The organism is Maribacter arenosus (genome assembly GCF_014610845.1).
GTDB lineage: Bacteria > Bacteroidota > Bacteroidia > Flavobacteriales > Flavobacteriaceae > Maribacter_A > Maribacter_A arenosus.
Map to the genome: position 1 here is coordinate 159,570 of NZ_JABTCG010000004.1, position 22,009 is coordinate 181,578.

Sequence of the window (22,009 nt, forward strand, 5' to 3'; positions counted from 1 at the left end):
AAAATGAAAAGATCGATGGCTTTTATCTTAAGCCTAGTATTACTTGGCTGCTCAACCAAAAATGAGAAAAAGGAACTTGCCGATAAAATACTGGCCGATAAGCAATTCACTGAAGTAAAAGAAAGGGCACTGGCCGTTGTCAAAACCGGATTCAACGCAGGGGATGGCTATCGCGAGGTTTGGATTCGGGATTATAACACCTTTATTGAGCTATCAGCAGAAGTATATCCTCCCAAGGAATTAAAGGAAAACCTTTTGGTGTTTTTTAGAATGCAAGGCGATGATGGGAATATTATTGACGGGTTTACCCCTGCGGAAGCAATTTCCAAAGAAGAAACCGATTTTAGTTATTCAGATTTGGAACCACGTTATGCCGGTCATAAGAACACCGTGGAAACAGACCAGGAAACCTCTTTGATACAGACCGTGTATAAGTATGTAAAAGTTACTGGGGATACCACTATTCTAGATGTTGAAATTGGGGATAAAACCGTCGCCGAACGTATGGAATGGGCCATGCAATTTTTAATAGACAAACGCTTCTCCACCGAACATGGGTTAATTTGGGGTGCAACAACAGCCGATTGGGGCGATGTGCAACCAGAGCACGGCTGGGGGGTCGATATAGATGCGAATACCCATAGGGCCATTGATATCTATGACAATGCCATGTTAGTTATAGCCTTGGACAATTTGGTGGAATTGTTACCACAAACAAGAACTAAATGGCTTCCCATCCGCAATCAATTGGCGAAAAATGCAAAAAAATGGCTTTGGGATAGCGAAGCCAAAAAATTCATACCTCATATTTATTTGGATGGTTCGCCATTTCCGGAAGATTTTAATGAGAATGAAATTTATTACTTTGGAGGCACGGCAGTAGCTATAGAGGCAGGGTTGCTGACCAAGGAGGAAATAAAAACATCTATTGATGAAATGGTTTCGAGGGTAAAGCAGGCAGGTGCCCCCTCAATTGGGCTGACCTTATACCCTCCTTATCCCGCAGGATACTTTGAGAACCAAATCATGAATCCCGAATACAATTACCAAAATGGAGGTGATTGGACCTGGTTCGGGGCACGTATGATCCAGCAAATGGTGAATTATGGTTTTGTTGCCGATGCCTATGCACAAATATTACCGATGACCGATAGGGTAATCAAGAACGATGGGTTCTATGAATGGTATACCGTGGATAATAAACCGAAAGGATCTGGTACTTTTCGAGGTTCGGCAGGTGTACTTTATACTGCAATACGTACATTTGAAGAATGGGCTAATTCCATTAAGGAATAAATGGGAAAATATCAAAAGAACAATAGGGGAACAGTTTGAGGATGGACTTTAAATTAGACCATAACAGCCCTGTTCCACTCCACGCACAAATAGAGGGATATCTCAGGTCGCTGATCGTTCAGGATGCATATCTAAGTGGAAAGTGTTTTTTGCCAAAGGAAGTAACCTTGGCCAAAAAATTAGGGGTTTCCAGGAATACCGTACGTCAGGCGGTCAATACCTTGGTAAATGAGCAGCTCATTGAACGCAAAAAAGGGGTGGGCACCAAGGTGGTCAACAATAAAATCGCAACACGGCTCGACAATTGGATCAGTTTCACCAAGGAAATGCGAAAACAGGGCATCGAAGTGGTCGATTATTTGGTTACTATTTCCCTTGAAATTGCACCGGATGAAGTTTATGAGGCCTTAGCTACTCCGAAATCCAAAAAAATATGGAAACTTGAAAAAATTAGGGGATCCAAAAATGCTAAATATTTGTATTCCGTATCTTATTTTCATCCGAGAGTGGGTATAACAGGGAATGAAAATTTTAAGACGCCATTGTACGAATTGCTTGAAGACACCCATGATACCATTGTGGCCACTTCCAAGGAACGAATCAGCGCGATAAAAGCGGACAAAAAACTGGTTTCCATCCTAGAAGTCCCTTCTAAAGCTCCTATTTTAAGGAGGGAACGGTTGGTATGTGATCCAGGGGATAGGCCTGTTGAATTCAATATAGTGTATTATCATACCGATTACTTTACGTACGACATTGAAATAAAAAGAGAACTTTAAATACAGATTTTATGAATGATCAAATTGCCATTGGAGTGGATATAGGCGGAAGTCATGTTACTAGTGCAGCGGTTGATTTAAGAACGTTTGAAATTCTTGAAAACACCACTTTTTCTGCCCATATAAACAATAAGGCATCAAAGGATGTGGTGCTTCAAGATTGGAGTAAGGCTATAAATAAGACCATTGAAAGTACTTCAATGCAGCGTAAAGTAGATATCGGATTTGCCATACCTGGCCCTTTTAACTATAAGACAGGGGTGGCCTTATTCGAGGGGGATAATGATAAATATGAAAGCCTGTACAAGGTCTCGATTCCCCATGAATTGCCAAAATTCATTAATAGTGACCAAGTGAACCTTAGATTTCTTAATGATGCCACCGCTTTTGGTGTAGGGGTCTCCACACAGGGGAAAGCCAAGAATTGCCGTAAGGTTATTGTTGTGACCTTAGGAACAGGTTTTGGATCGGCATTTATTAATAATGGGGTCCCTCAGGTCAATTCCAATGATGTTCCAAAAGATGGTTGTCTATGGGACAAACCCTATAAATCAGGCATAAGCGATGATTATTTCTCTACGCGGTGGTGTATTGAACGCTATTTTGAAATCACAAAAAAAAGAGTGAAGGGCGTAAAGGAAATTGCTGAGGCCGATTCTGAGGGTTCAAAAACCGTATTTAGGGAATTCGGGGCCAATATGGCCGAATTTATGATTCCATATATTGCGAATTTTCAAGCTGAAATCATTGTCATGGGTGGAAATATTTCCAAGGCAAGCCAACTATTCCTGCCCACCTTAAAGAGCGAATTACACAAAGCAGGATTGCAATTGCAATTTGAGGTATCGCCATTAATGGAGGATGCAGCTATTATCGGTAGTGCCAAACTCTTTGTGCCCGACTTTTGGGACATGGTTAAAAATGAACTTCCTAAACTTTAAATTATACTATATGGTTTCTAAAAAAATTCAACCCAGTAAATTATTTCCGGTATTCCTGACCTTTATTGTGATGGGCTTTGTCGATATCGTTGGGGTTTCGACCGGATATGTACAGAAAGATTTTGGTCTTTCCGATTCAATGGCCCAGTTTATTCCATCCATGGTGTTCCTATGGTTTTTTGTTTTTTCTATACCAGTAGGTATCCTTCAGGACAAAATCGGCAAAAAGAAAATGATGAACCTTGGGATCATCATTACCATTATAGGGTTGTTGATTCCTTTTATTTATTATTCTTTCGCAGTAATATTGATTGCCTTTGTTTTTATGGGCATAGGGAATACCATAGTTCAGGTGGCGGCAAGTCCACTTTTACAAGAGGTTACACCAAAGGAAAAACTTTCAAGTTTTTTAAGCCTTTCCCAGTTTATAAAAGCCATTACTTCGTTGACAGGACCTATTATTGCCACGTATTTGGCAATCACCTATGACAAATGGATTTTAGTGTTCCTTGTATACGCCATTATATCAGTGGCGAATGTGCTATGGCTTTCAACTACAAAGATCGAAGAGAATATCAAATCCGAAACGCCGGCCACCTTTAGTTCTTGTATGAAATTATTGACCAATAGATTTGTACTTACCATGGTTATTGCCATTTTTCTTATCGTTGGCGCCGATGTAGGAATGAACTCCAACATTCAAGGGTTTTTAATGAAACTTCACGGACTTACTTTGGAAAATGCCTCCTATGGGATTAGCATTTATTTTACGGCACTTATGATCAGTAGGTTTGTTGGGGCCATTTTATTACAGTTTTTAAAGCCTGTATTTTTTTTGGTGACCACTACGGTTCTTGCGATTATTGGAACGCTGATGATTATGTTTTCCGCAACTGAAATGATGGCCTATATCGCTATTTTCATTGTAGGTCTTGGGGCGGGCAATCTGTTTCCTTTGGTATTTTCAATAGCCATAAACAAAATGCCCTCTAGATCCAATGAGATATCGGGCCTATTGATCATGGCTATCGTAGGTGGGGCTATTATTCCACCGATTATGGGCTATGTAAGCTCTACTTCTGGAATCATAGGAAGCCTCGTGGTACTTGTTCTGTGTTTTGCGTATATGTTGATCATCCCTTTTTCAACAAAGAAGGATAAGCCAGATATGGCATAAAAAAATTGAAGCATTTATAGTTTTCAAGAATCCCCATATTTTTTATGGGGATTATTGCTTTCATTTATATACTTTTAGTTTTGAATACCTTTCGATTATGGTTGAAATAGAGCGCAAATTCTTGGTTAAAGGGGATACCTATAGAAAGGAAGCATCCTCAAAAACCAGAATAGTCCAAGGTTTTTTGAACACACACCCTAACCGGACTGTTCGTGTAAGAGTGAAAGGGGATTTAGGCTTTATAACGGTGAAGGGAATATCGAATGGATCTGGCACATCCCGATTTGAATGGGAAAAAGAGATCGACCTTAATGAGGCAGAAGCTTTGCTCCAATTGTGTGAAGAAACCGTGATTAAAAAAAATAGGTATGAAATCCCTCTGGGGAATTACATTTTTGAAGTAGACGAATTTCTAGGGGCAAACGAGGGGCTTGTTATCGCAGAGATTGAACTGCAAGACGAAAAGGAGGTGTTTGAACGCCCTGAATGGCTTGGGGAAGAAGTAACCGGCGATCTAAAATATTATAATTCGATATTAAGTAAACAACCTTATAAGTCATGGTAAAATGAAGTATTTAACGTGTATATTGGCGCTGTTGAGTTTATTAGCATGTCAGGAGCAACAAAAAGTACCCCAAAAAATCGAGGAGGTCGTAAAAGAAAAATCCATCAGGCAAATCAATGAAGAACTGGTTCTAAAAGGATATAAAACCTTCGATTTTGTTGATGAAACCACAAAGGACACCATTCTCATGCAACAATATTTTATTGCCTTTCTAAAAAGGGGGCCAATTCGTTCGCAGAACAAAACGGAAGCCGATAGCCTACAAGCCTTGCATCTAGAACATCTTGGCCGAATGTACAACGAAGGTTATGCAGATATATCCGGACCCTTTGGTGATGATGGCGATATCCGTGGTATTACCATTTATAACACCCCAACATTGGAAATGGCAGATAGCCTGGCCAATATGGATCCCATGGTAAAAGCCGGAAGACTAGTAATTGAAATTCACCCATGGTGGGCTGCTAAAGGGTTCCCCTTGCGTTGATTTTCATCAGCGGGCAAGAATACCCTTAATTTTAAGTAGTGGAATTTGGGTCAGATTCTTTTCTGAAATCGATTCTTTTTTAAAGATAAACCGCTTTTCGTAGAGTTGGCCATGTAAGTAGTATGTAACATAAAACTCATTGTTCAAATCAAGAACTTCTTTCAGAACGAATTCCAGTTTTTGATAGGATTTGGACTCTAACGCCTCCATACGATGTCTCATCGTGGCGGTTTTTATATCGCCATGGTATCCTTTTGAAACAACGAAAACCATTTCAATAGGGAAACTTCCATCATTTATTAGGTACGCATTCCATTCTTTAGAGCGGAAGTCGTCATTCCATTCGTATAGCATTGCGACATAAACATCTTTGACGACCGGGATTTCAATGTCTTTTTTCAAAAGGGAAGTCTATAGGGTACTTTTGAATTGTTCCAAAAAGCGAACATCATTTTCACTCAACAATCGAATATCCGATATTTGATGGAGCAATAGGGCAATGCGATCAATTCCCATTCCGAAAGCAAAGCCTGAGTATTCCTTGGAATCGATGTTGCAATTTTCAAGTACATTGGGGTCTACCATACCGCATCCCATAATCTCTAACCAACCCGTGCCCTTGGTCATTTTATAATCGGTTTCCGTTTCCAAGCCCCAATAGACATCAACTTCGGCACTGGGTTCGGTAAAAGGAAAATAGGAAGGACGAAGCCTGATTTTTGATTTGCCAAAAAGCTCGGTGGTAAAAAATTGTAGGGTTTGTTTTAAATCGGCAAAAGAAACATCCTTATCAATATATAATCCTTCCACCTGATGGAAAAAGCAATGTGAACGGGCGGAGATGGCCTCGTTTCGATATACCCTGCCTGGCGAAATGGTTCGTATGGGAGGTTTGTTGTTTTCCATATAACGTACTTGAACCGATGAGGTGTGCGTACGCAATAAGATATCAGGATCAGTTTGGATAAAAAAAGTGTCCTGCATATCCCTTGCAGGATGATATTCAGGCAGGTTCAAAGCGGTGAAATTATGCCAATCATCCTCAATCTCGGGACCTTCGGAGACATTGAAACCAATTCTTGAGAAGATATCGATAATCTGGTTTTTCACAATGGAAATAGGATGTCTTGCCCCAAGGGCCATAGCTTCCCCAGGACGGGTTAAATCGCCATACTTCCCTGTATCTTCCGTTTTGCTTTCAAGTGATTCCTTTAGTTCGCTCACTTTTTCGGTAGCAGCTAATTTCAACTGATTGATCGACTGGCCAAATACCTTCTTTTGATCATTGGGCACGTTTTTAAAGGCTACAAAAAAATCATTCAACAACCCTTTTTTCCCTAAATATTTTATTCGGAAAGCCTCAATAGCTTCTTTGGATTCGGCTGTGAAGTTTTCGACTTCCGCAATATGTTCCTTTATCTTATCGATCATGGTACTGAACTAAGAAGACAAATTTAAAACAATATACCAAAGTACAATCAAAATAGAACCAATAAAAAACCGTGCCTTAATCGAAAGCACGGCTTTTTTTTGCCTAACTCTTCGGTAGATGTTTATTTTCTACATGCGATTTTATCCACCTCGTGCACTCTTTGAAATTTTTAAAGATATGTTCCTCTGGAATAAAGTCGGGAATGATATCGATACGTTCCATCATATATCTTGGCTGGCTTTGTAAATCAACAAAGAGAACGGTAATATTGTTCTTATTCAGTTCCTGAAGAACATCTTCCATGGCATAAAGACCTGACTGATCCATATACTGCATTCGATCTAGCCGGATGATGACGTAAGAGGCTGTTTTAGGAATTTGGTCGGCGAGTATTTGAAAGTCGCTGGTCGTACCAAAGAATAACGGCCCCTTTATATGCTTTATAAAGACTTCTTCTTTAAATTCTTCTGGGAAAATGCTTTCATCGGCCCATGCCTTTTCCTTATTCAGGGATTTCACATCTGATCGTTCTGCAGTGAGATCACCAATTTTTTTCATGAACATCAAAGAAGCAATTACCAAACCAATACCTACTGCATATACCAGGTTCCAAACCGTTGATAATACCAAAACAACCAACATCACTACCACCTCGGAGCTTAGTTTCAAGGGACCGAATTCAATGTCTTTCGGAAGATTGGGAATTGCTTTAAGGCCTTTATAATCCATTACGGCGATACCCACGGTAATTAGGATACCCGCTAAAACTGCAGCCGGGATCTGGGAGGCAATTGGCCCCATCGCAAGTAAAATGAACAACAGTAATATACCGGCTATCATCCCTGACAATTTGGTCTTACCTCCAGATTTGATATTTACAACTGTTCGTATGGTCGCACCTGCCCCAGGTAACCCTCCAAAAATGGCCGCTATGGTATTTCCAATTCCTTGCCCTACCAATTCCTTGTTCGGATTATGTTTGGTTTTGGTCATGTTATCGGCAACAACAGAGGTCAACAGGGAATCAATGGCCCCCAATAAGGCCAGGGTTAATGCCGTAAAAATATAGGGGGATATAGCCCCAAGTTTGAATTCGGTAATAATTTCAAGATTGGGCATAGGAAAGCCTTCGGGAATTTTTTCTATCGTCCTATAATCAAGCCCAAAGCCATAGGCGATACCGGATACAACCAGAAGTGCCACTAATGTACTGGGAACAGCGGTAGTAATGCGCTTAAACCCGTAAATGATAAAAATGGTAGCCAAGGCAAGGCCAAGTTCCAGCCAATTGATGTTTTTCAAGGCATTTGGTAAAACCTTGACGGCACCGATAACCCCTGAGGCTTCTTTGGCCGCCAAGGTACTGGCCTCTTGCAAAATTGTCTTTTCGGTTACTTCATTAGACCTTTCAATGGTTTCTTTGAAGTTTTCCAATACCAAGATACCCTCTCCGGCCTCTTCCCTCAAAATATTCTCCAATATCAACTCCTCGGCTTGAGGTTTAAAAGGTTCTACCCAGGATTCATCCTCTTTGGGGTAATAGCCTAATGCAGGTAATATCTGTGTAACTAGGATAATGACCCCAATAGCCGTCATAAACCCAGAAACTACGGGATACGGGATGTACCTGATGTATCTTCCAACGCCTATAAAGCCTAATCCAATTTGCATGAGGCCAGCCAATAAAAATACAGTTAAAATAGCTGGGAGTGCTTTTTCCACACTACCGTCATAGACAGCGATGATGCCTGCAATGATGACCATACTCACGGCGGTCATAGGGGCTGTTGGTCCAGAAATTTGGGTGTTGGTACCCCCAAAAAGTGCAGCGAAAAAACTGATGAATATTGCACCATACAGTCCGGCACTTGGTCCTAACCCTGAACTTACCCCAAAGGCAAGTGCCAATGGTAATGCAACGATGCCTGCTGTGATTCCCCCTAAGAGGTCTCCTTTAAAATGAGCGAAAAAGTTTTTCATAAAGTTATTTATATAAGTTATTTGGCCTGTATGAATCTATTTTTTAGATAAATAAATCTCAAAGGGCTTGAATATTTATTTTCATTGGTTAATGTCCGTCTGAAAGGTGATGTATTAAAAAATAAGTAGGATGCCATCACCATATTAATCCAAATGATATATTTCCATTATATTCTTGAGTATACCTTCAAAATCTATTTTTAGGTCTATAAGCTTGCCGGTGTGTATATCAAAGACCCAACCGTGCACTTTAAGTCCTCGATCTCGGTATGCCTTTTGAACTGCCGCGGTCTTAATTAGATTTACACATTGCTCTTGTACATTGAGTTCAACCAATCTGTCATATTTTTTATCTTCATCTTCGATGGCGTTCAGTTCATCTTTATGAATTCGAAATACATCACGAATGTTACGTAGCCAAGGATTCAAAATACCTAGATCAGCAGATTGCATGGCCGCTTTTACACCTCCGCATGAATAATGGCCACAGACCACTACATGATTCACTTTTAAATGTTCAACGGCATAGTTGACAACGGACATGACATTCAAATCTATACTGATGACCATATTGGCAATATTACGATGTACAAATACTTCGCCAGGCCCCATTCCCATTAAATCCTCAGCGGTCACCCTACTATCGGAGCAACCGATATAGAGTAATTCAGGGTTTTGACCTTTACCCAATTCGTCAAAGAATTTAGGGTCGGTAGCTAGTTTTTCTTTTATCCACTTCTCGTTATTTTTAAAGACGTTATCCACTTGCATATTATTTAGTTTTAAGATGTTAAGTTACTCATTCTACAGATAACCAATATCGAATTAGGAGTCCTATCAAAAAGACACACATTCGATAAATAGTCAATGATTATACGATTTCACCCTAGGATGCAGAATCCTAGGATATTATTTCCTTGGCACAAATACCTGGTTATTAGGAAATTATCATGAACTAGATGGATTGTTCAGGAGGAGGTAGAACAATATCAGGGGTAAGGTCGTAAAGTCCTAATATATAGAAATCATATAAACCTAGGCTTTGTAGATGGGCTAACATGGAAAAATCCGAGGTATTACTTTCCAATATCAGTTTCTCATCAATATTATTTTTCCCTTGCTCTGGCTGCTCTTCTTCGGTTAAATTAGTGGTAAGGACAGAGTTCCCGTCGTTATTGAACAGTGTAATGACCGACGGTGTGAATATGGCAAAAATCCATACGAATAGTAAAGTAGAAAGGATGTTCGTCCTTTTCATGGAATACTGGTTTTGCACAAATATAAAAGTATAGCTTTGATTGTCTGTTAACGAAATACTAAAAATCTTTCAACAATCTTATACTTTCTGAGGTTACCCAACCCGATTTGCCATCTGCGATCTTGATTTTTTTCCAATCATTAAGTTCATCGAGAACATTCACCTTAGTGCCTTCATGTAGCACGAACAGGGGTTCACTTCTTATATTGGGCTCCATCTTTATCTGCACTTCACTATCGAAAACAATCGCAGGTTGATCGGTCATATAATCATTGTATTGCACAAGGGCGAATACCACCGCCATTACCGATATCATTAAAGATACGATGCTGGCAACGAAAGCAATTCTTTTGCGCATCGCGTATTTAAAATAATAAAAGGCGATGTATAACAAAACAAAAAGAATCATGAATGCAATCCCTACATAGCTCCATTGGTCGAAGGAAAGAACCCCCGTTATGGTATTGTATATCCTTGCAAGTCCGGTTTCGGGAATAACCTCAATGGCATCGAGTGTCATATTTCTTGCATAGGAAAGATTGTTCTTTATTTCAGGATCATTTGGGGAAAGTAAGAGTGCCTTTTCATAGTTGTATATACTTGGGGCAATCTGGTTTAATTTATAGTAGGCATTACCCAAATTAAAATAAAGGGCAGCGGAATGCTGTCCATTATCCAAAATCCCGTTATAATATTCGATGGCTTTTAGAAAGTCGCCATTATTATAAGCATCGGTAGCCTTATCGAAAAGCGCTATATTTTGTGCATTCCCTATAAAGGCGGTCAATAATACAATGATGTAAAGTAACTTTTTCATTGCTTATAGTTGTTTATCAAGATTAGAGATGACTTCACTTGCCTTATCATAATCCTGATGCATCTGTACATCTGAAAATGGACTGTAACGTGCCATCTCACAATTTTTCAATAAGCCGATAAAGCCTTCCTTGGTTTCCACTTCAACTTCTTTCTCGGTCAATAGGCTGGCAATTTTATCTTTACTGAATTCAGAAGTCTCGATCTTTAATTTGGCCTTTAGATAATTATGTAGAGCTTTTTCCAAAGCGATATAGAATGCATCCTTCTTCCCCAAGGTTTTTTTGGCCTCTGACAAATATTTCCTAGCCAATTTATTGGCTTTTTTAATTTTATTTCCTTCAACATCACTCGCTATGGCTTCACGTTTTTTTCTGAATATGATAGCTAAAGGTATTAGGGCTAAAGGTAATAACCACCATAAATAAAAATACTTGGAACTAAAGAAATAATCGCTGTTTTTGGCAGTAAGTTCTGGATTGAGTTTAATAAAATTGAACTGGTTTCCTGTGGTCACCACTCTTTGTTTGGAATTTATGGGATTGTTGGCCATGGTTCCTGAAGAATTGGCAGGACCTTCAATCACATTGATCATTATTTCTTCAGAATTAATGGTATGATAGGTTTCGGATTTTGGATTAAAATAACTGAACGAAATACTGGGCACAGGGTATTTTCCCTTGAAAGAAGGGACAATCGTATAGCTATCACTTACCTTACCCTGCATTCCCGACAAAGTAGTACGTACATTTTCATTGTGTTCCGGATCATAGACCTCTAGCGAACTTGGCAATTCCGGTGTTGGTAATTGAAACAATTTAAGATTCCCTTTTCCACGCACTTCAACTATGGCTTGAAGTGATTCTGAGGCATTTAAATGGGTTTTACTAGTAGTGACCGAAAAATCGAATTCACCGACAGCACCTCCAAAATCGGTAGGTTTCCCAGCTGTCGGCAATGCTTTAACATTGATGGTGCGATTACCAGCAGATACCGTTTTATTAGTCTGGCTATAAATTCTTCCACCGAAAAAGTCACGTTTATTTGTGGGAACGTCAACCGTTACATCGAGTGAGAGGGGTTCTATGTCCAATTTACCCGATTTTTGGGGGAAGAGTACCACCCGTTTTAAGACTACATAACGGTATGCCTTGCCTTTATAGGTGCCATTTTCGGTATTCAATCGTTGTACGGGAATATCTTGGCTCCAAAAGTTATTGTATTTCGGATTATCCAATGGGCGATAATTTGAAACACGTATAGAGGGACTCACATAAAGTTTGTAGACCACACTTATTTCTTCGTTCAAATATGGATTTGTTTTTGACACTTCTGCCACTAAGTGGAGGTTATTGTCCGCATAATCATCGACGGTCATATCGTCGTTAGGCTTTTCTACCGCGGCGGTTACCTCTACAGTTTTGGCCAAGGATTTATACACCTTTCCATCGATAACTATCGAGGCTTGTTTAATAGTGAATTTGCCCCGTCCCGTAGGGGCCAAGGTATAGGAGTAGGTTTTTGAATAGGAACGTACCCCATTTACCCAAGAAGAGCTTATGGCCTGCAATGGACCCGATATGACGCGAAATCCATCAAAATCGGGGGGTGAAAAATCATCACCATCCCTATTCATCGTAAATTCGATGCGTAGCCTTTCATTGATGCCCAACTTTTCCTTGCTCAAATTCGCTTCAAAAGTTACGGCATTGTCCTGAGCACCCATTGTGAGCGCTATGAACAATAATGGCAGTAATGATATATAATATTTAAATCCCATTTGAATTACCAATCCTTTTCATTTTTGACTTTAGCTCCCTTGACTTTTTTAGCATCGATCTTTTCCTGTACTTTCTTTTCCTCGTTTTGCATGGCCTCTAACAGATTTTGAATTTGTTGTTTCGACAGTTGATTGGGTCTTGGTTGTTGCTGTTGTTGTTCTTGGGGTTTATCACCTTGTTCAGGTTGCTTTTTATCTTCCTCTTTTTTATCCCCATCACCTTCTTTGTTGTCCTCTTTCTTTTCGTCCCCTTTATCACCTTGATCATTTTTATCACTGTCGTCCTGATCTTTTTGGTCCTCCTTATTATCCCCTTCGTTCTTTTGGTCCTGTTCCTGGTCTTGTTTGTCTTTTTGGTCTTGGTCGTCTTTATTATCGTCGTTCTTTTGTTGCTCGTCTTGTTGTTTTTTCAAAAGTTCTTTGGCCAATGCCAGATTGTAACGGGTTTCCTCATCTTTGGGATTGTTTCGTAAGGCCTCTTTATAGGCTTCGACAGCCTTTTCATATTCTTTTTGTTTCATGAAGACATTACCCATATTATGGTAAGCCTTGTGCTTATCCTCCTTGGCAGTGGCCACTTCCCCTGCCTGCTTATACCTTCCAAAGGCTTCACTATAGGTTTCTTTATTGTAATAGGCATTTCCCAAATTATAGGGGGCTGCATTATTCTCACCACTTTTTGCAATGGCTTTTCGGTAATCCACTTCGGCTGAGACGAAGTCATTCTCGGACAAGTCCTTATTTCCCTCCCAGGTCAGGTCAGTAGATTCGATTTGTGCTTTTTCTTTCCGTTTTTCCTCTTTCCTATCTTGTGCAAAACTGGACAGAGTGACGAAAAACAATAAAAGTACAATCTTGTTCATATTATGCTGCTTCTTTATGATTTTCATTGAAAAGATTTAACTTTTTAAGCCATTTGGTCTTTTTATCCAGAATAAAAATGTCTAAAAAAAGAAATAAAAGCCCTGCTCCTAAAAACCATTGAAATTGATCTTTAAATTCGGCAAATTGTTTGGCTTCAAATTCGGTTTTATCCATTTGCAAAAGGATTTCCTTTATGCGTTCTACGGCATCACCTGTATTGGCCCCGTCTATATATTCCCCATTGCCCTCACTGGCAATTTCAAGCAATACGGCCTCATTGAGTTTGGTGATCACGACTTCACCTTGTGCATCTTTTTTGAGGCTTTCGACGATACCATTTCTTTTTATAGGTATAGGGGAACCTTTGCTTTTACCCACACCAATGGTGAAAATTCGTATACCTGCTTCCACGGCATCATCAACGGCTTTTAAAGTGGTATCTTCCGAATGGTCTTCCCCGTCAGAAACAATGAACAGCACCCGATTGGTCTGCTCTTCATCATCATAATAAGTTGTAGCCAATTCCAAAGCTTCATTTATGGCTGTTCCTTGGGAAGTAAGCATATCGGTATTCATATTTTGTAAGAACATTTTGGCGGCACCATAATCCGTGGTTATGGGTAATTGGGGAAATGCCTGACCGGCATAAGCGATGATACCGATACGATCACTGGCGAGTTGGTTTATGATTTCTGAAACCAATCGCTTGGCTTTTTCCAATCGGTTTGGCGCTATGTCCTCGGCCAACATGCTTTTCGAAACATCAACCGCAAATACAATATCGACCCCTTCCCGTTTTACGGTCTCTAATTTGGTGCCGATTTTAGGATTCACGAGCCCTAGGGTTAAGAATGTTAATCCCAATAGGAAGAACAGTAACTTAAGAACCGATTTGAAGTTCGATTTTGAAGGGGTCAAACGTTGAAACAGGGCGGATTCGGCAAATTTTTTCTGGGTTCGTTTTTTCCAGATGTGTTGGAATATGAACAGTACCACCATTACAGGAATAATGGCAAGAAGATAAAAATATATTTTTTCGTCTAATTGGATCATAAGCTATATAAAACTTCTAAAAAGAGTATTGCGCAGTAACCATTCCAGCAATAGTAAAGCGCCTGCAAAGAGTACCCATGGCCGAAATTTTTCTTCGTATTTGTAATATTTGAATTCCTCTATTTCTGTTTTTTCCAATTTATTGATTTCCTCATAAATGGCCTCCAATTTCTCATTGTCAGTAGCCCTAAAGTACTGCCCTCCAGTGGCCTTTGCAATATCCTGTAACAACTTCTCATCGATCTCTACTTGCCGCATACCGTATCTAAAAGAACCATCTGCATTATAGGCGATGGGAGATAGGGCATTGCCATTTGTGCCAAGCCCAATGGTATAGGTTTTTATGCCATATTCCACGGCTAGGTCCGCGGCAGTTTGGGGTTCAATAAAACCGGAATTATTTACACCATCGGTCAAGAGAATAATTATCTTGCTGATCGCCTTGCTTTCTTTCAATCGGTTGACCGAAGTCGCCAATCCCATACCAATCGCCGTACCATCGTTCAATTGCCCATAGGTAATTTCACGAAGCGAATTCAATATTATCGCTTTATCGCTGGTAATTGGGGTTTTGGTATAGGCTTCCCCGGCATATGCGACAAGACCGATCCTATCGTTTGGCCGTTCTTTGATAAAATCAGAGGCCACCTCTTTAAGCGCCGACAATCGATTTGGTTTTAAATCCCTTGCCAACATACTCGAGGAAACATCGATTGCCATGACTATATCGATCCCTTTTGTTGTTTTGGTCCTGGTGGAGATATCCTCGGTCTGTGGTCGTGCCATGGCAACGATAATCGCGGCCAAGGCCAATAGTCTGAAAGCGTACAATACCGGTTTTAACTTAGGGAGGAATCCACGATCCGAAAAACCATTTATACTCGATATTTTAAGGGAAGCCGATAATTCATTGCGCTTAAAAAAATACCATAGGATTGCCAGTGGAAGCAATAAAAGCAACCAAAAAAATTCTGGATTCGCAAATGATATATTCTCTAACATTTAAACTTCTGTTTTAACCTCTATAGTACTTAATACGCGATTTATGATTTCTTCCGCATAGGGATCCCCATCTTGCCAGGTTAGTAATACTTGTTGTTGAAACCCTTTACCACCGAAACTAAGGATAACATATTTTCCTCTGACAAGTTCTTCGGATTCGGGGATTTTGAATTTTCCGTTGCCATAGGTTTTTATTCCCTTAACTCCTGTTACCGTTACAAACTCCTCTTGTTTCGTAACTATATTTTTGGCCCCTTTTGCTTCAAATCCTTTTAAGAGTTGATCTATGGTCTTTTCGAATTCAGGTTCGGCAGGCTGTGTAAATGTGGTTGAGGTCGTTGCCAAGGTCAACAAGGATTTGTCATCCCTGAACATAAAGGATTGAAGTTCCTTTATATTCGCTTTGGCCTCTGCAGGGATATTCACTTTCTGGCGAACCAAGACCTCTGGCGATTCCAAATGTATGGGCGGATACCCATAGGAACTAGCCACCCAATCACTATCCAGAAGATTTTTGGTGGGGTGTCCTGTAACCGTATCCCAAACTTGGGTAACACCATAATAACTTATAAGGGCGATTGCGGAAATCAAAATTGCACCTAGAGCAGCGGAGCCTGCCATTACCCATTTTTTACGTTGAAGTTTTTGGGTCAACTCTTCTTGGTATTCCTCTTGGGCCATTAGTTCCTCAAGGGTAGGTTCAGGAATAGCCTCATGGGTTTTTACTACAATTTGTTCCACTGCTTTTCTATCCTGCAGGGCAACATTGGTAGCCGGTTTTGATTTGGCGAATTTAACCAAATCGGCGGTCTGTAAAATACTTTTAAATTGATTTATTGTGTCCCTGTCGAGATTAAGCTCCCCAGCATCCTTCATCATCTCCAACTTAAGGATCAATTCATCGGTCGTACTTTCAAGGGCCGAAACATTGACATCTTCCTCTAAGTAAGAACGTACAATATCGGTGAGTTCGGAATAGTATTGTTTGTATTCATCTTGGATGAGGTATTTTGAATTGTCCAATTTTTTTAATTCCAATAACGCACGGTCATAAGGGGGCAGTAAGGCTTCCTTTTCCGCTTCGGACAGGTTTTTTTTTCGAAATACGAACCAGTACACTAGTCCTGCAACAATAGCCAAGATTACTAAGACGCCCAATAGAATTTTCCACCATCCAGAGTTGCTTTTCTCTACCTGGATCAATGGTTTTATATCGTACATCTTTTGGGCCATGGTATCGACGGGAACGGTGGCCACATCAATACGTAAAGAGTCTGTAAAATATCCTTTTCCGTTGATTTCGATACGTTGGGTCGGCAATGTGTAAGAACCGGAGTCAAATTGGGTCAAGGCATAGGTTTTCATTAGCATAATCCTATCCTTTTTACGTGTGGTGTCCGTAGCAAAGGCCTCCACAGTTTCTAAGGGAGAGAATGTTTGTCCCTCTGGAAAGATGACGTTATCAGTAGAATCAACTTCCACTGTTACCTTGAAATTCAGTTGATCGCCTATTTTAATAAAGGTGGTGTCAACCTCCGAGGACACACTCGGGAGGGTTTGGGCAAACCCGATACTAGAAATACAAAACGAAGATAGGAAAAGACCGCACATAAAAATTGTGCGCGAACTCCAAATTCGTATTTCGTTAAAACTGAATTTCATTACCCTCTTCTTTTAAAATAGCCCAATAGCTTTTTTACATAACTCTCATCAACCCTGCAACTTAAAACCCCACACCCGGATTTGGTAAAGGTTTCCTGAAAATATTTGACCCTTTGGCGATGATGTTCCCCATATGCCATACGCACCTTCTTCGATTGGGTGTTCACCAACCGCAAGGTTCCGGTTTCTGAATCCTGCATCTGCACCATTCCTAGGTTAGGAATATTTTCCTCACGTTCATCATAGACACGAATACCGGTTACATCATGTTTGTTTCCCGTAATCTTAAGGGTTTTTTCATACCCCTCGTCAATGAAATCGGAAAGCACAAAGACAATGGCTTTCTTCTTCATTATATTGGTTAGGTATTTCAGTGCTTCGGCAATATTCGTTTGATTGCTTTTGGGCTTAAACTCCAATAATTCCCTAATAATCAGTAAAACGTGCGATTTTCCTTTTTTAGGTGGAATATAAAGCTCGGCCTTATCTGAAAATAATAAGAGTCCTACTTTATCATTGTTTTGCATGGCAGAGAATGCCAATGTTGCAGAAATTTCGGTGATAATTTCTTTTTTAAATTGATTGGTGGTGCCAAAAAGTTCAGAGCCACTCACATCGACCATCAACATCATTGTAAGTTCCCTTTCTTCTTCAAAGACCTTTACATAAGGTTCGTTGTAACGAGCCGTAACATTCCAATCGATACTGCGTACATCATCGCCGAACTGGTACTGCCGTACCTCACTGAAAGTCATACCCCTACCTTTGAAAGTAGAATGATACTCCCCTCCAAAAATATGATCGGAAAGACGACGGGTCTTGATCTCGATCTTACGAACTTTCTTTAGTAATTCTTTGGTGTCCATCTTTTTAAGTAAACAGAATTCAGTATTCAGTATCACTTTTGTGCAGTACACTGGTTACTGCTTACTGTTTACTACCGACCTTTTTTATGGTACTTCAACCTCATTCACAATTTTATTTATGATTTCCTCAGAAGTAATATTCTCTGCCTCGGCCTCGTAAGTAAGGCCTATCCTATGTCGCAGTACATCGTGAACCACAGCTCTTACGTCCTCAGGAACTACATAGCCCCGACGTTTAATGAAAGCATAACATTTGGCTGCATTCCCAAGATTTATACTACCACGAGGGGAAGCTCCAAAGCTGATCAGGGGTTTTAGATTTGCCAGATTGTACTTTTCAGGATAGCGTGTGGCAAAAACGATATCCAATATATATTTTTCTATTTTTTCATCCATATAGACCTCTCTTACCGCCTTTTGGGCACTTAAGATCTGTTTGGTGGTAATAACGGGATTTACCTGATCGTATGCTCCCATTAAATTCTGGCGCATGATTAGTTGTTCTTCGTTCATTTTAGGATAATCGATCACGGTCTTCAGCATAAATCGATCGACCTGGGCCTCTGGCAGAGGATATGTACCTTCTTGTTCCACTGGGTTTTGGGTAGCCATAACCAAAAAAGGTTGATCCAGTATAAAGGTTTCATCGCCAATGGTCACTTGCCTTTCTTGCATAGCTTCCAAAAGGGCCGATTGTACTTTTGCCGGGGCCCTATTGATTTCGTCGGCCAAGACGAAGTTGGCGAATATGGGGCCTTTTTTTATGGAAAAGTCGTTTTCTTTGATATTGTAGATCATAGTACCCACCACATCGGCAGGTAAAAGATCGGGTGTAAACTGTATTCTGCTAAAACTTCCTTTTACTGCTTTGGCCAAGGTGTTGATCGCAAGTGTTTTTGCCAGTCCGGGAACTCCTTCCAATAAAATATGCCCTTGTCCCAACAGACCGATTAGCAACCTTTCGACCATGTGTTTTTGGCCTACGATCACTTTGTTCATTTCCAACATCAATAAGTCTATAAAAGCGCTGTCTTTGGCAATTTTTTCATTCACCGCGCTTATGTCTACTAAAGTATTTTCTTCCATATATTTAATTGCATTTTTGGGTATTGGCCATCTTTGATCCAAACAGGGGTGCAAATTGAAAATTAATTCACTGTATCGCTGTTAATGATTGGTTAAAAATTCACGAAAGCCCTTATTTTTATGAAGTTTTTAAGTGATTTCTTTTTAAATTCACACACTTGTGGCAAACATAACTTCTTTTTTTAAATATATCCTATGAACTGATATTAGTTCCCAAGAGTAAAAACTAATTTTCAAGTGAAATATGGGCAAAGAAGTTCATAGTTCTAGAGACACTAACATTATGGGCAAAATAGCTTTAATAACTGGAGCAACTAGCGGCATAGGTCGTGCAACCGCACAACTTTTCGCTAAAAATAATTTCAACTTGGTCCTCTGTGGGAGACGCCAAAAACGCTTGGGCGAGTTACAGAAAGAACTTGGGACATTGACCAAAGTACATATCCTAAAATTTGATATCAGGAACAAGGAAGATGTCTCCCGACAGATCAGTTCATTACCTCCTGAATTTTCGGATATTGATGTTTTGGTAAACAATGCAGGGAATGCCCATGGGTTGGATCCCATTGAGGAGGGCAGCCTTGATGATTGGGATGCCATGATCGACATCAATGTAAAAGGGTTGCTCTATGTATCAAAGGCGGCATTGCCCATCATGGTCTCGAAGAAGGCCGGGCATATCATTAATATCGGATCAACCGCAGGCAAGGAAGTGTATCCGAGGGGTAATGTGTATTGTGCCAGTAAACATGCCGTTGATGCCATTAACCAAGGCATGCGTATAGATCTCAACCAATATGGCATACGGGTAGGGGCGGTGAACCCAGGACTAGTAGAGACCGAATTTAGCCAGGTGCGCTTTAAAGGGGATAATAGTAAGGCGTCAAAGGTCTATGAAGGATTTCAACCCTTGCGGCCCGAAGACATTGCCGATATTATTCTTTTTGTTGTTACCCGGCCCTATCATGTGAACATTGCCGATTTAGTGGTAATGCCGACGGCCCAAGCATCTTCCACAATTGTCAAAAAAGAGCTATGATCAACAAACGCTTATTGGTAAAAAATCTTCTCGCACATAACGACGAGAATAGCTTTTACGATAAAAAGCGTTTTATCGCTATTGGTCATAAAGAAGGCAAGGCCAAATTCCTTAAACATGTATGTGCCTTGGCCAACAGTAATCCAAAAAACCATTCGTTCATTGTAATCGGTGTTGAGGATGGGGACAACGCCCTTGTTGGAGTTGATTTTTTCGATGACAGCAAAATCCAGAATCTCGTCAATGCCTATTTGGAGAACCCACCCTTGATATCCTATGAGAATATTCCCTTTCCGCATCTGCCAGAGGGTAAGGTTATAGGCTTGGTCACGATAAAGTCTAATGGGCGTGTGTGTTCCTTGAAAAAGAATATCTGGAAATATTATGGTGGTTCCGTTTTTTTCAGGGAGGGGAGTATAAGTATGCCCAAGGCCTATGATATTGAGTTGAAGGACATTAACTCTGAGGTCGTTGCCACTATTGAACAACATGCTCGAAACAATATTGAGTTAACATTGGATGGGGTCATCGACTTTATCAATAATAGGCATAAAGACCTGGAGAGTAATTATAAGGTGTTTAAAGAACAATTTGTGGTTTGTTGGGCAGGCCTTGCCAAAAAGGTGAAATCCAAGACCTATTTATCAAGGGTTGATATTGAACTGATCAACGAACAAGTAAAACTGTTTTATTCCACCTTGGATGAGGTCATAGTCGATTACAATGAAGACAGCTTCACCATCACCGAGTATGTTCGGTTAGGCCTTGGTAAAAGCCAAAAATATTATCCATTAGAGGAGGTAAAGATCATTTTTGAAGATAAAGGTACCTATCAGATCCAAGGGCAGATGATTTTTGACCCCCCCAAGTACGATACCAAAACTTTGCACCATATTTTCAATACGAACAACGCCTTACTCATGAAGCTGGAGAAAGGTCTTGTATTAAGGGCTGCCGAAAAGACGGATTTGGCCCAGTTACCGGCCACCTATCTTATTTGTTTCTTTAATGGTTTTGAAGAGGCGAAGGACCAAATGGAAAAAGCACGTACATTTTTAAAAAGAACAGACCAAAAAATTTATAATTCACTAAAGGAAACCTTGCGTATTTTAAGGAAGGTAAAGTACAATTAGCCATACTTGCTAGAGTTTTTCGAAGTAGAAAAGCAATACTCTTGTTCGAAAGGTTAATTAGGGGGTTAGATTGGAATACATTGACTAATTACCTGTATTTTTTAATGTACATTAAAAAGATAACCACTTGTTTGAAAAGCAATCAAACAAAATGCGTATTTTGTAACAAATGTTGACTTGAAAAATCCGTATGAAAAAGGAAATTCGCTTTAATCAATAAATTCAACCGATATGAGACTATCTTTAGTAATGATTTTAGGCACATTGGTTCTTCTCAGTTGTCATGAGGAAAAAGAGATCAGTTCCATCAATCCTGAAAACTGGTCAAAACGAGGCATTGACATTAGTAAAAAGGATAGTTTGGAATATGGTAAAACATATCTTTCGATCTATTCGCAGATATACAGTATTTCTGAGCACAAAACCCACAACCTTACTTCCATGATAAGTTTAAGGAATACCAGCGATAAGGATACTATTTATGTGCTAAAGGCCAATTATTATGATACCCATGGCGAACACGTTAGAACTTATTTTAATACCCCGATTTATTTGAGGCCCTTGGAAACTGCGGAAATAATCATCGATGAAATCGATGTTTCAGGAGGAACGGGTTCAAATTTTATTTTTGAATGGAAAATCCCAAAGGGTTGTTCGGAACCTTTATTTGAAGGGATAATGAATTCGACCATGGGACAGCAAGGACTTTCGTTCGCCACACAAGGAAAACGGATAGAATGATAAGGAATAGGAGTGCCATCATACCCTTTTTGGTGGTGTGACAAGCCTTGGA

22 protein-coding genes are annotated in these 22,009 nt (G+C 40.0%); 9 read left to right on the plus strand and 13 right to left on the minus strand.

Annotated features, from left to right (window positions below):
* Positions 1-3: 3 nt before the first annotated feature.
* The 6 genes from HPE63_RS11650 to HPE63_RS11675 all read left to right on the plus strand — a co-directional run bounded on the left by HPE63_RS11650 (position 4) and on the right by HPE63_RS11675 (position 5,245).
* Entirely contained in the window at positions 4-1,296 is a 1,293-nt protein-coding gene (locus HPE63_RS11650) for a GH36-type glycosyl hydrolase domain-containing protein (protein WP_188314451.1), read from the plus strand.
* 41 nt (positions 1,297-1,337) lie between these two features.
* Positions 1,338-2,075 carry a GntR family transcriptional regulator gene (locus tag HPE63_RS11655; protein WP_188314452.1) on the plus strand — a complete coding sequence of 246 codons (738 nt, stop codon included), beginning with the start codon at positions 1,338-1,340 and terminating at the stop codon, positions 2,073-2,075.
* An 11-nt stretch (positions 2,076-2,086) separates the two neighbouring features.
* Positions 2,087-3,016 (plus strand): ROK family protein, encoded by a 930-nt coding sequence (locus tag HPE63_RS11660; protein ID WP_188314453.1) that lies wholly within the window; start codon positions 2,087-2,089, stop codon positions 3,014-3,016.
* A gap of 10 nt (positions 3,017-3,026) precedes the next feature.
* A complete protein-coding gene (locus HPE63_RS11665) occupies positions 3,027-4,193 on the plus strand; it encodes an MFS transporter (protein ID WP_188314454.1) in 1,167 nt (388 codons plus the stop codon).
* Positions 4,194-4,290: 97 nt separating this feature from the next.
* Positions 4,291-4,758: a CYTH domain-containing protein gene (locus HPE63_RS11670; protein WP_188314455.1), complete on the plus strand. Its 468-nt coding sequence runs from the start codon at positions 4,291-4,293 to the stop codon at positions 4,756-4,758.
* A 1-nt stretch (position 4,759) separates the two neighbouring features.
* Entirely contained in the window at positions 4,760-5,245 is a 486-nt protein-coding gene (locus tag HPE63_RS11675; RefSeq protein WP_188314456.1) for a YciI family protein, read from the plus strand.
* 6 nt (positions 5,246-5,251) lie between these two features.
* On the opposite strand, the gene HPE63_RS11680 is transcribed toward HPE63_RS11675, so the two are convergent.
* From HPE63_RS11680 to HPE63_RS11740, 13 genes are all read right to left on the minus strand, one after another.
* Positions 5,252-5,647 carry a hypothetical protein gene (locus HPE63_RS11680; protein ID WP_188314457.1) on the minus strand — a complete coding sequence of 132 codons (396 nt, stop codon included), beginning with the start codon at positions 5,645-5,647 and terminating at the stop codon, positions 5,252-5,254.
* 9 nt (positions 5,648-5,656) lie between these two features.
* Complete coding sequence (pheS, locus tag HPE63_RS11685) at positions 5,657-6,676, minus strand: phenylalanine--tRNA ligase subunit alpha (protein ID WP_188314458.1); 1,020 nt, start codon at positions 6,674-6,676, stop codon at positions 5,657-5,659.
* 103 nt (positions 6,677-6,779) lie between these two features.
* Positions 6,780-8,657: a SulP family inorganic anion transporter gene (locus tag HPE63_RS11690; protein WP_188314459.1), complete on the minus strand. Its 1,878-nt coding sequence runs from the start codon at positions 8,655-8,657 to the stop codon at positions 6,780-6,782.
* Between the two features lie 144 nt (positions 8,658-8,801).
* Positions 8,802-9,428, minus strand: a complete 627-nt coding sequence (locus tag HPE63_RS11695; protein ID WP_188314460.1) for a carbonic anhydrase — start codon at positions 9,426-9,428, stop codon at positions 8,802-8,804.
* Between the two features lie 184 nt (positions 9,429-9,612).
* Entirely contained in the window at positions 9,613-9,915 is a 303-nt protein-coding gene (locus HPE63_RS11700) for a hypothetical protein (protein WP_188314461.1), read from the minus strand.
* A gap of 58 nt (positions 9,916-9,973) precedes the next feature.
* A complete protein-coding gene (locus HPE63_RS11705; protein WP_188314462.1) occupies positions 9,974-10,732 on the minus strand; it encodes a tetratricopeptide repeat protein in 759 nt (252 codons plus the stop codon).
* 3 nt (positions 10,733-10,735) lie between these two features.
* Positions 10,736-12,511 (minus strand): BatD family protein, encoded by a 1,776-nt coding sequence (locus HPE63_RS11710; RefSeq protein ID WP_188314463.1) that lies wholly within the window; start codon positions 12,509-12,511, stop codon positions 10,736-10,738.
* 5 nt (positions 12,512-12,516) lie between these two features.
* Complete coding sequence (locus HPE63_RS11715; RefSeq protein WP_223198135.1) at positions 12,517-13,401, minus strand: tetratricopeptide repeat protein; 885 nt, start codon at positions 13,399-13,401, stop codon at positions 12,517-12,519.
* Entirely contained in the window at positions 13,376-14,428 is a 1,053-nt protein-coding gene (locus HPE63_RS11720) for a VWA domain-containing protein (protein WP_188314464.1), read from the minus strand. Before HPE63_RS11720 ends, HPE63_RS11715 begins: the two co-directional genes overlap by 26 nt.
* Positions 14,429-14,431: 3 nt before the next feature.
* Complete coding sequence (locus HPE63_RS11725; RefSeq protein WP_188314465.1) at positions 14,432-15,430, minus strand: vWA domain-containing protein; 999 nt, start codon at positions 15,428-15,430, stop codon at positions 14,432-14,434.
* Entirely contained in the window at positions 15,431-17,092 is a 1,662-nt protein-coding gene (locus HPE63_RS11730; RefSeq protein WP_223198136.1) for a BatD family protein, read from the minus strand. It abuts the gene before it with no gap.
* Positions 17,092-17,958 carry a DUF58 domain-containing protein gene (locus HPE63_RS11735; RefSeq protein ID WP_188314466.1) on the minus strand — a complete coding sequence of 289 codons (867 nt, stop codon included), beginning with the start codon at positions 17,956-17,958 and terminating at the stop codon, positions 17,092-17,094. The genes HPE63_RS11730 and HPE63_RS11735 overlap by 1 nt, the downstream gene beginning before the upstream one ends.
* Positions 17,959-18,042: 84 nt before the next feature.
* A complete protein-coding gene (locus HPE63_RS11740) occupies positions 18,043-19,044 on the minus strand; it encodes an AAA family ATPase (protein WP_188314467.1) in 1,002 nt (333 codons plus the stop codon).
* A gap of 283 nt (positions 19,045-19,327) precedes the next feature.
* On the opposite strand from HPE63_RS11740, the gene HPE63_RS11745 reads away from it, so the two are divergent.
* From HPE63_RS11745 to HPE63_RS11755, 3 genes are all read left to right on the plus strand, one after another.
* Positions 19,328-20,083, plus strand: coding sequence for an SDR family NAD(P)-dependent oxidoreductase (locus HPE63_RS11745; protein WP_188314839.1), 756 nt, complete (start codon positions 19,328-19,330; stop codon positions 20,081-20,083).
* Positions 20,080-21,216: an ATP-binding protein gene (locus HPE63_RS11750; protein ID WP_188314468.1), complete on the plus strand. Its 1,137-nt coding sequence runs from the start codon at positions 20,080-20,082 to the stop codon at positions 21,214-21,216. Before HPE63_RS11745 ends, HPE63_RS11750 begins: the two co-directional genes overlap by 4 nt.
* 231 nt (positions 21,217-21,447) lie before the next feature.
* Complete coding sequence (locus HPE63_RS11755) at positions 21,448-21,957, plus strand: DUF3124 domain-containing protein (protein WP_188314469.1); 510 nt, start codon at positions 21,448-21,450, stop codon at positions 21,955-21,957.
* Positions 21,958-22,009: the final 52 nt, after the last annotated feature.

Excerpts from the sequence above, each read along its gene's own strand:
- HPE63_RS11750 (WP_188314468.1), top strand. The coding sequence starts at position 20,080 with ATGATCAACAAACGCTTATTGGTAAAAAATCTTCTCGCACATAACGAC.
- HPE63_RS11730 (WP_223198136.1), bottom strand. The coding sequence starts at position 17,092 with ATGAAATTCAGTTTTAACGAAATACGAATTTGGAGTTCGCGCACAATT.
- HPE63_RS11735 (WP_188314466.1), bottom strand. The coding sequence starts at position 17,958 with ATGGACACCAAAGAATTACTAAAGAAAGTTCGTAAGATCGAGATCAAG.
- HPE63_RS11675 (WP_188314456.1), top strand. The coding sequence starts at position 4,760 with ATGAAGTATTTAACGTGTATATTGGCGCTGTTGAGTTTATTAGCATGT.
- HPE63_RS11745 (WP_188314839.1), top strand. The coding sequence starts at position 19,328 with ATGGGCAAAATAGCTTTAATAACTGGAGCAACTAGCGGCATAGGTCGT.
- HPE63_RS11720 (WP_188314464.1), bottom strand. The coding sequence starts at position 14,428 with ATGATCCAATTAGACGAAAAAATATATTTTTATCTTCTTGCCATTATT.
- HPE63_RS11695 (WP_188314460.1), bottom strand. The coding sequence starts at position 9,428 with ATGCAAGTGGATAACGTCTTTAAAAATAACGAGAAGTGGATAAAAGAA.
- HPE63_RS11665 (WP_188314454.1), top strand. The coding sequence starts at position 3,027 with ATGGTTTCTAAAAAAATTCAACCCAGTAAATTATTTCCGGTATTCCTG.
- HPE63_RS11755 (WP_188314469.1), top strand. The coding sequence starts at position 21,448 with ATGAGACTATCTTTAGTAATGATTTTAGGCACATTGGTTCTTCTCAGT.
- HPE63_RS11660 (WP_188314453.1), top strand. The coding sequence starts at position 2,087 with ATGAATGATCAAATTGCCATTGGAGTGGATATAGGCGGAAGTCATGTT.
- HPE63_RS11700 (WP_188314461.1), bottom strand. The coding sequence starts at position 9,915 with ATGAAAAGGACGAACATCCTTTCTACTTTACTATTCGTATGGATTTTT.
- HPE63_RS11705 (WP_188314462.1), bottom strand. The coding sequence starts at position 10,732 with ATGAAAAAGTTACTTTACATCATTGTATTATTGACCGCCTTTATAGGG.
- HPE63_RS11715 (WP_223198135.1), bottom strand. The coding sequence starts at position 13,401 with ATGAAAATCATAAAGAAGCAGCATAATATGAACAAGATTGTACTTTTA.
- HPE63_RS11650 (WP_188314451.1), top strand. The coding sequence starts at position 4 with ATGAAAAGATCGATGGCTTTTATCTTAAGCCTAGTATTACTTGGCTGC.
- HPE63_RS11710 (WP_188314463.1), bottom strand. The coding sequence starts at position 12,511 with ATGGGATTTAAATATTATATATCATTACTGCCATTATTGTTCATAGCG.
- pheS (WP_188314458.1), bottom strand. The coding sequence starts at position 6,676 with ATGATCGATAAGATAAAGGAACATATTGCGGAAGTCGAAAACTTCACA.
- HPE63_RS11670 (WP_188314455.1), top strand. The coding sequence starts at position 4,291 with ATGGTTGAAATAGAGCGCAAATTCTTGGTTAAAGGGGATACCTATAGA.
- HPE63_RS11690 (WP_188314459.1), bottom strand. The coding sequence starts at position 8,657 with ATGAAAAACTTTTTCGCTCATTTTAAAGGAGACCTCTTAGGGGGAATC.
- HPE63_RS11740 (WP_188314467.1), bottom strand. The coding sequence starts at position 19,044 with ATGGAAGAAAATACTTTAGTAGACATAAGCGCGGTGAATGAAAAAATT.
- HPE63_RS11655 (WP_188314452.1), top strand. The coding sequence starts at position 1,338 with ATGGACTTTAAATTAGACCATAACAGCCCTGTTCCACTCCACGCACAA.
- HPE63_RS11725 (WP_188314465.1), bottom strand. The coding sequence starts at position 15,430 with ATGTTAGAGAATATATCATTTGCGAATCCAGAATTTTTTTGGTTGCTT.